Genomic DNA, 12610 nt, shown 5'->3' with positions numbered 1-12610 from the left:
TTCAGGACTTTCCGAGTTCGTTCCGAATGAAGTCGAAGATCTCGTCGGCGGACGCCGTGCTCAGTCGGCTCGGGTCCGCCGCGGGCCCGGCGGACCCGGCGGGCGCGGCCGGTACCGGCGTCCACGCGTCGAGCAGCCGGCGCAGCTCCGCGGCGACCTGGGCCCGGGTCGGCTCGTCGGCCGTGGCCGGGTCGAGCCGGGCGAACCGGTCCAGGTCGGTGACCTGTGGCCGGTCCGCGGCGGGCGCGAGTCGGGCGGCGAGGTGGGCGGCGAGCGCCTCCCCGTCGGGGTGGTCGAACACCAGCGTGAGCGGCAGGGCGAGTCCGGTGGCCCGGGCGAGCCGGTTGCGCAGTTCGACGGCGGTGAGCGAGTCGAAGCCGAGGTCGACGAGGCCCCGCGTGGTGTCGACCGCGCCGGGACTGCCGTACCCGAGCACGGCGGCGATGGCGTCGCGGACGAGGTCGAGCAGCACGCGCGCGCGTTCGCCGTCGGGCAGGGCCGCCAGGCGCTGCCGCGGATCGGACTCGCCGCCGGTCGCCCCGGGTTCGGGGGCGACGGCCTGGCGTGCCTCGGGCACGGTGGAGATCAGCGGGCTGGGCCGTACTGCGTGCAGGTTGGGCGCGAGCCGGGACCAGTCGACGTCGGCGAGCACCACGGCCGGGTCGCCGGCCGCGATCTCCCGGCCGAGCGCGTCCAGCGCCCGCCGCGGGTCCATCGGCAGCAGTCCGTCGCGGTCCAGGCGCCGGCGTACCTCGTCGGCGTCGGCCATCCCTCCGCCCGCCCAGGCGCCCCACGCCACCGCGGTGGCGGGCAGGCCGGCGGCCCGGCGGCTCGTGGCGAGCGCGTCGAGGTGGGCGTTGGCGGCGGCGTAGTTGGCCTGGCCCGCACCTCCGACGACCCCGCCGAGCGCGGCGAACAGGACGAACGCCTCCAGGGGCAGGTGGGCGGTGAGTTCGTGCAGGGCGGTGGCGCCGTCGGCCTTGGCGCGCAGCACCGTGGCCAGGCGGTCGGGGGTCAGCGAGCTGTGCACCCCGTCGTCCAGGACGCCGGCGGTGTGCACCACGGCGGTCAGCGGCGGGCCGTCGGCGGCGATCCTGTCGAGCAGCGCGCCGAGCGCGGCCCGGTCGGCCACGTCGCACGCCTCCGCGACGGCCTGGCAGCCCAGTTCGCCGAGTTCCGCGACGAGTTCGGCCGCGCCGTCCGCGTCGGGTCCGCGCCGGCTCACCAGCACCACCCGGTCGGCGCCCGAGCGGGCGGCCCAGCGGGCGGTGTGACCGCCCAGCGCGCCCGTACCGCCGGTGATCAGCACGGTGCCGGACGGCCGCCAGCTCTCCGCCGCGGCGCCCGTGGCCGGGCGGACCAGCCGCCGCCCGAAGGCTCCGGCGGCCCGCACGGCGACCTGGTCCTCGTCGCCGTGTCCGGCGAGGACGGCGCAGAGCTGTACGACCGCCTGCTCGTCGGGCTCGGCGGGCAGGTCGACGAGGCCGCCCCAGCGGTGCGGTGCCTCCAGGCACAGCACCCGGCCGAGGCCCCAGACCTGGGCCTGCTCCGGGTCGGCGGGTTCGCCGTCGGTGGCCGCGACGGCTCCGCCGGTCACGCACCACAGCGGCGCGTCGGTGCCGGCGTCGCCGAGGGCCTGGGCGAGGACGAGCGTGCCGGCCGCCGCGTCGGGACCGGCGGCGAGCAGGGACAGCACGCCGTCCACCGGGCCCGTGGCCGACACCGCTTCGGCGAGCCGCGCACGGTCGGGCGCACCCGCCACCGCGAGTTCGGTCACGTCCACTCCTCGGCCTGCGAGCCCCTTCAGGCACTCCCGCACCAGAGCCGTGTCCGCGCCCGCGGCGGGCACGGCCACGAGCCAGCGTCCGGCCGGCACCGCGTCCACGGCGAGGCGGAGCGGCTCCCACCGCACCCGGTAGCGCCACCGCGCGGCCGGATCGGCCTCGGCCCGCACCGGGACCTCCGGCCAGAACCGGCTGTGCTGGAACGGATACGTGGGCAGGTCGACGGGGCGCGCCCCGGCACCGAAGAACTTCTCCCAGTCGACGGCCGCCTGGGACCGGGCGAGCCCCTCGACCAGCGCGACGGCCTCCGGCCGGCCCCTGCGCAGCAGCGGCACACCGCCCTCGGCGAGGGGGGCGAGCGTGGCATCGGGACCGATCTCGACCAGCGCGTCGGCACCGGTCGCGCGCACGGCGGCGACGGCGTCGGCGAAACGGACGGTCTCCCGGACATTGCGCACCCAGTAGCCCGGCTCGCACAACTCGTCCGCCACCGCAGCACCGGTCACCGTCGAGACGAACGGCAGCTTCGGAGCGTGGAACGTCACCGACTCCAGCACCTGACGGAACTCGTCCAGGATCGGATCCATCCGGTGGGAGTGGAACGCGTGGCTCACCTGGAGCCGCTTGGTACGGCGGTCCGACCAGCGGGCGGCCTCAGCGAGCACGGCCTCCTCGTCACCGGACAGCACCACCGACGACGGACCATTGACCGCCGCCAGCTCCACACCCTCCGGCAACTCCAACTCATGCTCACCAGCCTGGACGGCGACCATCGCACCGCCCTCCGGCAGCGCCTGCATCAACCGGCCCCGCGCGGCCACCACACGCACCGCGTCCTCAAGCGACCACACACCCGCGACACAGGCAGCAGCCAACTCACCCACAGAATGGCCGAGTACCGCATCAGGCCGGACGCCCCACGACTCCAGCAGCCGGAACAACGCCACCTCGAAAGCGAACAACCCCGCCTGCGCGTACACCGTCTGATCCAGATCCGGGCCGCCCCCGGCGATCACCTCACCCAACGGCCGGTCCAGCACACCCTCGAACGCCGCACACACCTGCCCGAACGCCTCCGCGAACACCGGGTACGCGGCAGCCAGTTCCGCCCCCATCCCGGCCCGCTGCGCACCCTGCCCCGCGAACACGAACGCGGTCAGGCCGTCACGCGCGAGCAGCAGCTCCGGGTCCGTCAGCGCGGCGAGGAGTGCCTCGCGGTCGGTGCCGACGACGACGGCGCTGTGCTCGAAGCGGGAGCGTGCGGTGGCGAGGCTGAGGCCGATGTCGGCCGGCCGCGCCTCCGGGTGCTCCGTGACGAACGCACGCAGCCGCTCGACCTGTCCGCGCAACGCGGTCTCGGAGCGGGCCGACAACAGCCAGGGCACGGCGGGCAGTTCGGCCGAACCCGTGCGCTCGGTGGTTTCGGGTGCCTCCTCCAGGACCACATGCGCGTTGGTGCCGGACACGCCGAACGAGGACACGCCCGCCCGGCGCGGCCGACCCGTACGCACCCACTCCCGGGCCTCGGTCAGCAGCTCCACCGCGCCCGAGGCCCAGTCGACCTCGGGAGACGGCTCGTCCACGTGGAGCGTGCGCGGCAGCACGCCGTTCCGCATCGCCTGGACCATCTTGATCACGCCGGCGACACCGGCGGCGGCCTGCGTGTGCCCGATGTTGGACTTGATCGAGCCGAGCCAGAGCGGTTCGTCCCGCTCCTGGCCGTAGGTCGCGAGCAGGGCCTGCGCCTCGATCGGGTCGCCCAGCCGGGTGCCCGTGCCGTGCGCCTCCACCGCGTCCACATCCGCGGTCGTCAGCCCGGCCGCCGCGAGCGCCTGCCGGATCACCCGCTGCTGCGAGGGGCCGTTGGGGGCGGTCAGGCCGTTCGACGCGCCGTCCTGGTTGATCGCGGTGCCGCGTACGACGGCCAGCACCTGGTGGCCGTTGCGGCGGGCGTCGGAGAGCCGTTCCACGAGGAGCATGCCGGCGCCCTCGGACCAGCCGGTCCCGTCGGCAGCGGCGGCGAAGGACTTGCAGCGGCCGTCCGCGGCCAGGCCGCGCTGGCGGGAGAAGTCGACGAAGACGTCGGGGGCGGACATGACGGTGACACCGCCGGCCAGGGCCATGGAGCACTCGCCGCTGCGCAGCGCCTGGATCGCCCAGTGCAGGGCGACCAGCGACGCCGAGCACGCGGTGTCGACCGTGACGGCCGGGCCCTCCAGGCCGAGGACGTAGGCGATGCGGCCCGACAGGACGCTGGCGGAGTTGCCGATGCCGACGTAGCCCTCCGCGCTCTCGACGGTCCTCCGCACGAGCTGGGCGTAGTCCTGGCCGTTGGTGCCGAGGTAGACGCCGATGTCCGCGCTGCGCAGGGACTTCGGGTCGATGCCGGCGCGCTCGACGGCTTCCCAGGCGGTCTCCAGGGCCAGCCGCTGCTGCGGGTCCATGGCCAGGGCCTCGCGCGGGCTGATGCCGAAGAAGTCCGCGTCGAACCCTGCGACGTCCGCGAGGAAGCCGCCCTCCCGGACGTACGACGTGCCCGCGTGCTCCGGATCCGGGTGGAAGAGGCCCGCGAGGTCCCAGCCCCGGTCGTCGGGGAACGGGGTGAGCGCGTCGCGCTCGTCGGCGAGCAGCCGCCACAGGTCCTCGGGCGAGGTCACTCCGCCGGGGTACCGGCACGCCATGCCGACGATCGCGATGGGGTCGTCGGCGGCGGGGCGGGCGACGGCGGTCACCGGTGCCGGTTCCTCGGCGGGTTCGCCGAGCAGTTCGGCCAGCAGGCGGGCGGCCAGGGACTGCGGGTTGGGGTGGTCGAACACGAGGGTCGCGGGCAGGCGCAGCCCGGTGGCGGCGGACAGCCGGTTGCGGAGTTCGACGGCGGTCAGCGAGTCGAAGCCCAGTTCCTTGAACGCCCGGCCGGGGGTCACGGCGGTGTCGTCGGTGTGGCCGAGGACCACGGCGGCGTGCGAGCGGACGAGCGTGAGCAGGGTCCGTTCGCGTTCCGCGGCGGTGAGTGCGGTGAGCTTTCCGGCCAGGGTGTCCGGCCCGGCGTCCGCGGTGGCGGCGCGCCGGACGGGGCCACGGACCAGCCGGCGCATCAGCGCGGGTACGGCGGTGACGCCGGTGGCGAACGAGGTGAGGTCCAGCCAGGCGGGGACGAGGACCGGGGCGGAGCCGGCGGTGGCGCGGTCGAACAGGGCCAGCGCGTCGGGCGTGGGCAGTGGCACCACACCGTCGCGGGCCGCGCGCCGCAGGTCGGCGCTGCCCAGGTGGCCGGTCATGCCGCTGGCGTGCGCCCACAGGCCCCACACCTGGGAGGTGGCGGGCAGGCCCAGGGCGCGGCGGTGTGCCGCGAGCGCGTCCACGAACGCGTTGCCCGCCGCGTAGTTGCCCTGCCCGGGCGCCCCGAAGAGGCCGGAGGTGGAGGAGAACAGCACGAAGACGGCCGGCCGGTGCGGGGCGGTCAGTTCGTGCAGGTTCCAGGCGGCGTCGACCTTGGGGCGGAGCACCTTGGCGAGCCGCTCGGGGGTCTGTGAGGCGATGACGCCGTCGTCCAGGACGCCGGCGGCGTGGACGACACCGGTCAGGGGGTGCTCGGCGGTGATCCGGTCGAGCAGTGCGGCCAGTTCGGTGCGGTCGGCGGCGTCGCAGGCGGCGACGGTCACCTCGGCGCCGAGGGCGCGCAGTTCGTCGGCGAGGGCCACGGCCTCGGGGGCCGCGTCGCCGCGCCGTCCGGCCAGCACGAGCCGGCGTACACCGTGCTCGGTGACCAGGTGCCGGGCGCAGAGGGCGCCGAGCGTGCCGGTGCCGCCGGTGACGAGGACGACGCCGTCGGACGGCCACCGGGCCGCCTCGCTGGTGGGCTCGTCGGTGCGCGGGACGCGGACCAGCCGGGGTGCGAGGACCCGGCCGGAGCGTACGGCGATCTCGGGTTCGCCGGTGGCGAGGACGGCGGGCAGCTGCTGCAGTGCGTCGGGGCCGTCGACGTCGACCAGCACCAGCCTGCCGGGGTGTTCGGCGCGGGCGGAGCGGATCAGGCCCCACACGGGCGCGTGGGCGAGGTCGGTGACGTCCTCGTGCTCGACCGGGACCGCGCCGTGGGTGAGGACGACCAGCCGGGTGCCGGCCAGCCGCTCGTCGGCGAGCCACTCCTGCAGAGCGGTCAGCACGCGCCGGGTGCCGGCGTGGGCCGCGCCGACGGTGTCGTCGGCCGGCTGCTGCCGGCACGGCAGCACGAGGGTGCCGGGCACGGTGTCCAGGGCGGCGACGGCGGCCAGGTCGGGGCAGGAGGGGTAGCCGGGCAGCGGCAGGTCGCCGAGTACGGCGATGCCGTCGACGTCGGCCGCGGGCAGCGGCACGGGCGTCCACTCGACCCGGTACAGCTCGTGGTCCCGGCCGGGGCCGGCCGTGGCCGGCGGGCGCAGGGTCACCGCGTCGGCGGTGAGCACGGCGGCTCCGCTGTCGTCGGTGGCGTGCAGGGTGACCGTGTGCTCGCCCGCGGGGTGCAGGCGTACCCGCAGTCGGGTGGCGCCCACGGCGTGCAGGGTGACGCCGTGCCAGGCGCCGGGGACCAGGCCGGGGTGTACGGCCGCGAGGGCGTCGGTGAGCAGGGCGGGGTGTACGCCCCAGCCGCCGGCGGTCTCGTCGGTCAGCTCGACGGTCACGTCGGTGTCGACGTCCCCTGGCGCGGCGGCCGGGGCGGTGCCGGTGTGCGGGAGGAGGACACCGGTCGCGTGCCGGGTCCAGGGCTGGTCGTCGTCGGCGTCGGCGGGCCGGGAGTGGACGGCGACCGGACGGGTGCCGTCCTCGTTCTCCGCGCCCAGGGTTACCTGGAGGCGGAGGGCTCCGTCGGCGGTGTCGAGCGGTGTCTCCTCGGTCAGTTCGCCGAGCGTCCTGCCGTCGGCCGCGTGCAGGGCCAGGTCGAGCACGGTGCCGGCCGGCAGCTCGGTGCCCGCCGGGACGCGCCCGGTGAACACCAGTCCGCCGGATCCGGCGAGCGGGGTGACGGCGCCGAGCAGCGGGTGCCCGGCGCCGGTCAGGCCCAGGCCGGTGGCGTCGGAGGCGACCGGGCCGCTGGGCCAGAAGCGGCGGCGCTGGAAGGCGTAGGTGGGCAGGTCGACGTGGCGTCCGTCGGGGCAGCCCACCGTCCAGTCGACGGGCACACCGTGGACGGCGGCCTCGGCGAGCGAGGTGAGGAGGCGGCGCGGGCCGTCCTCGTCGCGGCGGAGGGTGCCGACGACGACGGCGGTCCGCTCGGCGGTCTCCGCGGTGTCCTGCACGGCGGCCGTCAGCACCGGATGCGGGCTGATCTCCACGAACACGGCGTGGCCGGAGTCGAGCAGGCCGCGCACCACGGGTTCGAACCGTACGGGCTCCCGGAGGTTGCGGTACCAGTAGTCGGCGTCGAGCCGTGTCTCGCCGAGGGGGCCGCCCAGCAGGGTGGAGTGGAAGGCGATGTCGGCCGTGCCGGGCCGCAGTTCGGCGAGCGCGGTGCGCAACTCGGCTTCGAGGGACTCGACATGGGCCGAGTGGGAGGCGTAGTCGACCGCTATGCGGCGCAGTCGTACCCCGTCGGCCGACCAGGCGGCCATCACCTCGTCCAGCGCCTCGGGGTCGCCGCTGAGGACCACCGACGACGGGCCGTTGAGGGCGGCCACGGAGACGCGTCCGGCCCACGGTGCGAGCCGTTGCGTGACGGTGGCCTCGGGCAGGGCGACGGAGACCATGCCGCCGCGCCCGGCCAGCCGCTCGGCGATGAGCCGCGACCGCAGGGCGACGATCCGGGCGCCGTCCGCCAGCGACAGCGCGCCCGCCACACAGGCAGCCGCGATCTCACCCTGCGAATGACCCACCACCGCGGACGGCACGACCCCGTACGAGCGCCACACCTCCGCCAGCGACACCATCACCGCCCACAGCACCGGCTGGACGACGTCGACACGTTCCAGAGCAGCCTGATCGGCCAGAACCTCACGCAACGACCAGTCCACGAACGGCTCCAACGCCGCCGCACACTCGGCCATCCGCCCGGCGAACACCGGCGAGGAATCCAGCAGATCCACCGCCATCCCCGCCCACTGCGCCCCCTGACCCGGGAACACGAACACCACCCGACCGTCACCCGACGACCCGGCAGCACCCGACACCACACCCTCCACCGGCTCCCCCGCGGCCAACGCCGCCAAAGAAGCCCGCGCACCGGCCACATCAGCGGCCACCACCACCGCACGATGCGGCAACAACGCCCGCGACGCGGCAAGGGACCAGGAGACGTCCACCGGGTCCAGGCCGGGGTGGGTGTCGAGGTGGGCGGCGAGCCGGGTGGCCTGTTCGGCGAGCGCGGCCCGGGAGCGGGCGGAGAGCAGCCACGGCACCCAGCGCGGCGCGGCGCCGCGCGCGGGCGCGGCCGGCTCCGCCGGGGCCTCCTCCAGGATGAGGTGGGCGTTGGTGCCGCTGGCGCCGAACGACGACACGCCCGCACGGCGCGGCCGGTCGGTCCGGGGCCAGACGGCGGTGCTGGTGACGAGTTCGACGGAGCCGGAGGCCCAGTCGATGTGCGGCGAGGGAGCGTCCACGTGCAGGGTGCGGGGCACTTCGCCGGCGCGCAGCGCGAGCACCGTCTTGATCACGCCGGCGACGCCCGCCGCGGGGCCGGTGTGGCCGATGTTGGACTTCAGCGAGCCAAGCCGCAGCGGCTGTGCGCGGTCCTGGCCGTAGGTGGCCAGCAGGGCGTTGGCCTCGATGGGGTCGCCGAGGGTGGTCCCGGTGCCGTGCGCCTCCACGACGTCGACGTCGGCGGCGGTGAGGCCGGCGGCGGCCAGCGCGGAGCGGATGACCCGCTGCTGGGCCGAGCCGTTGGGCGCGGTGAGCCCGGAGGAGGCCCCGTCCTGGTTGATCGCCGAGCCGCGGACCACGGCCAGCACGGGGTGGCCGTTGCGGCGGGCGTCGGACAGGCGCTCCAGCAGGACCACGCCGGCGCCCTCGGACCAGCCGATGCCGTCCGCCGCGGCGGCGAACGCCTTGCAGCGGCCGTCGGGGGCGAGGCCGCGCTGCCGGGAGAACTCGACGAAGGCACGCGGGGTCGACATGACCATCACGCCGCCGGCGAGGGCCAGCGAGCACTCGCCGCTGCGCAGGGACTGGCCGGCCAGGTGCAGGGCGACGAGCGAGGACGAGCAGGCGGTGTCCACGCTGACGGCCGGGCCTTCCAGGCCGAGGGTGTAGGCCACCCGGCCGGAGAGCACGCTGGCGTAGTTGCCGGTGCCGAGCAGTCCCTCGTCCACGCCGGCGACGGCGCCGTGCCGTGAGTCGTAGCGCTGGTCGGTGACGCCCGCGAAGACGCCGGTGGCGCTGGAGCGCAGGCCGTGCGGGTCGATACCGGCGTGCTCGAACGCCTCCCAGGCCACTTCGAGGAACAGCCGCTGCTGCGGGTCCATCGCCAGCGCCTCGCGCGGGCTGATGCCGAAGAAGTCGGCGTCGAAGTCGGCGGCGTCGTGCAGGAAGCCGCCCTGGCGCAGGTAGGTGTGTCCGGCCCGGTCCGGGTCGGGGTCGTAGAGGCCGTCGAGGTCCCAGCCGCGGTCGGTGGGGAAGTCGCCGATGACGTCACGGCCTTCGGCGAGGAGCTGCCACAGGTCGTCGGGCGAGGCCACGCCGCCGGGGAAGCGGCAGGCCATGCCGACCACGGCCAGCGGCTCGTCGGCCGGGGCGGTGCGGACGGCGGGGCGGGCCGGGACGGGCGCGCCGTCGAGCCGGGTGACCAGATGGTCGGTGAGGGCGGCCGGGTTCGGGTGGTCGAAGACGACGCTGCTGGGCAGCGTCAGGCCGGTCGCCTCGGTCAGCGCGGTGCGCAGCCGCAGGGAGGCGAGGGAGTCGAAGCCGAGGGCGGCGAAACCGCGGTGCGGTTCGATCGCGGCAGGGTCGGCGTGGCCGAGCACGGCGGCGGTCCGCAGCCGTACCAGGTCCATGACGCGGTGCCGGCGTTCGGCGGGGGTCAGCCCGGCCAGCTCGTCGCTCCAGGGCGTGCCGTCGTCGGCGGTGCGCTGCGCGGGGAGCGCGACGGGGGTGGCGGCCGGGGGCAGCGGGCGCGCGGCTCCGTCCACGGGCGGCCAGTACCGGTCGCGCTGGAAGGCGTACGTCGGCAGGTCGGCCGGGTGGGCTCCGGTGCCCCGGAAGAAGGCGGTCCAGTCGATGCCCACGCCGTGCGCGTGCGCCTCGGCCAGGTTGGTCAGCAGGGTCGGCAGGCCGGCCCGGTCGCGCTGGAGGGTCCCGACGACCACGGCTCCGGTTTCCGTGCGCTCGACGGTCTCCTGGGTGCCGATGGTCAGTACGGGGTGCGGGCTGACCTCGATGAAGCCCCGGTGGCCCTGGGCGAGCAGGGCGGCGACGGCGTCGGCGTAGCGGACGGGTTCGCGGAGGTTGCGGTACCAGTAGCCGGCGTCCAGCGCCGTGCCGTCCGCCCACTCCCCGGTCACGGTGGACAGCAGCGGTACGGTGCCCTCGGTCGGCCGGATGCCGGCGAGGTCGGCCAGCAGCCGGTCGCGGACGGCCTCCACCTGGGCCGAGTGGGAGGCGTAGTCGACGGCGACGCGCCGGGCCCGTACCCCACGGCCCTCGCAGTGGGCGAGGAACTCCTCCAGCGCCACCGCCTCACCCGCGACGACGACCGACTCGGGACCGTTGACAGCGGCCACCGCGACCCGGTCCGCCCAGGCGGCCAGCAGCTCCACGGTGTCGGCGGGGGTGGCGGCGACGGACACCATGCCCCCGGTGCCCGCGAGTGTCGTCAGGGCCTTGCTGCGCAGGGCGACGATCCGGGCACCGTCGGCCAGGGACAGCGCGCCCGCCACACAGGCAGCCGCGATCTCACCCTGCGAATGACCCACCACCGCCGACGGCACGACCCCGTACGAGCGCCACACCTCCGCCAGCGACACCATCACCGCCCACAGCACCGGCTGGACGACGTCGACACGTTCCAGAGCAGCCTGATCGGCCAGAACCTCACGCAACGACCAGTCCACGAACGGCTCCAACGCCGCCGCACACTCCGCCATCCGCCCCGCGAACACCGGCGACGAATCCAGCAGATCCACCGCCATCCCCGCCCACTGCGCCCCCTGACCCGGGAACACGAAGACGGCGCGGCCGTCGCCGACGGCGCGGCCGCGGACCACGTCGGCCGACTCGGCGCCTTCCGCCAGGGCGGTCAGGCCGGCGAGCAGGGTGTCGTGGTCCGCGCCCAGGACGACCGCGCGGTGTTCGAAGGCCGTGCGGGTGGTGGCGAGGGCGAGGGCCACGTCGTGGGGGGCGGCGTCGAGCGCGGGCCGGTGCGCGAGGAGGCGTTCGGCCTGGGCGCGCAGTCCGGCCGCCGTTCGGGAGGACAGCGTCCACGGGACGACCGGCAGGGTACGGTCCGTGGCTTCGTCGGCGGGCTCCGGCTGGGGGGGTGCCTGCTCCAGGATGGCGTGGGCGTTGGTGCCGGACACGCCGAACGACGACACGCCCGCGCGGCGCGGCTGCTCCCCGCTCGGCCAGTCCCGCTCCTCGGTGAGGAGTTCGACGGCGCCGGCGGTCCAGTCGACGTGCGGGGACGGCTCGTCCACGTGCAGGGTGCGCGGCAGCGTGCCGTGCCGCATGGCCTGCACCATCTTGATCACACCGGCGACACCGGCGGCGGCCTGCGTGTGCCCGATGTTGGACTTCACCGAGCCGAGCCACAGCGGTTCGTCCCGCTCCTGACCGTAGGTCGCGAGGAGCGCCTGCGCCTCGATCGGGTCACCCAGCTTGGTACCCGTACCGTGCGCCTCCACGACGTCGACCTGGCTCGCGGCCAGGCGGGCGTCGGCCAGCGCCTGGCGGATCACGCGCTGCTGCGCGAGCCCGTTGGGGGCGGTGAGTCCGCTGCTCGCGCCGTCCTGGTTGATGGCGGTGCCGCGCACCACGGCCAGCACGGGGTGGCCGTTGCGGCGGGCGTCCGAGAGCCGTTCCAGGACGAGCATGCCCGCGCCCTCGGCGAAGCCGAACCCGTCGGCCGCCGCGGCGAACGCCTTGCAGCGGCCGTCGGCGGCGAGGGCCCGCTGCCGGCTGTACTCGGTGAACACGCCGGGCGTGGACAGCACGGTCGCGCCGCCGGTGAGCGCCAGCGTGCACTCCCCGGCCCGCAGGGAGCGGACCGCGAGGTGCAGGGCGACCAGGGACGAGGAGCAGGCGGTGTCCACGGAGAGGGCGGGGCCCTCCAGGCCGAGGGTGTAGGCGACCCGGCCGGAGAGCACGCTGGGCGAGGTGCCGGTGACGACGTACCCCTCCAGCTCGGTGGCCACCGGGCCGGTGATGTCGGAGTAGTCCTCGCTGCTGAAGCCGACGAACACGCCGGTGGCGCTGGAGCGCAGGCCGGCCGGGTCGATGCCGGCCCGCTCCAGGGCCTCCCAGGAGGTCTCCAGCACCAGCCGCTGCTGCGGGTCCATGGCGAGCGCCTCGCGCGGGCTGATGCCGAAGAAGCCGGCGTCGAAGTCCGCCGCGGCGTCGAGGAATCCGCCTTCGCGGGCGTAGGAGGTGCCGGGCCGGTCGGGGTCCGGGTCGTAGACCGAGGCCATGTCCCAGCCCCGGTCGGTGGGGAACGCCGAGACCGCGTCGGTCCCGGCGGTCACCAGCCGCCACAGGTCCTCGGGCGAGGTCACGCCGCCGGGGTAGCGGCAGGCCATGCCCACGATCGCGATCGGTTCTCGGTCGCGGGCCTCTGCCTCGCGCAGCCGGCGCCGGGCGACCTGCAGATCGCCCGTGACCTGCTTGAGGTAGTCGAGCAGTTTGGCCTCGTCAGCCATCGGTGCACC

1 protein-coding gene is annotated in these 12610 nt (G+C 75.6%); it reads right to left on the bottom strand.

Annotated features, from left to right (window positions below):
• Position 1 precedes the first annotated feature (1 nt).
• A complete protein-coding gene (locus tag ABZ937_RS35635) occupies positions 2-12601 on the bottom strand; it encodes an SDR family NAD(P)-dependent oxidoreductase (protein ID WP_361698198.1) in 12600 nt (4199 codons plus the stop codon).
• Between the last annotated feature and the right edge of the window lie 9 nt (positions 12602-12610).

It is taken from the genome of Streptomyces sp. NPDC046727 (assembly GCF_040645635.1).
In the GTDB taxonomy this organism is placed as follows: Bacteria; Actinomycetota; Actinomycetes; order Streptomycetales; family Streptomycetaceae; genus Streptomyces.
Note: the sequence above shows the minus strand (reverse complement) of the source record. Positions and strands in the feature narration are given on the sequence as shown.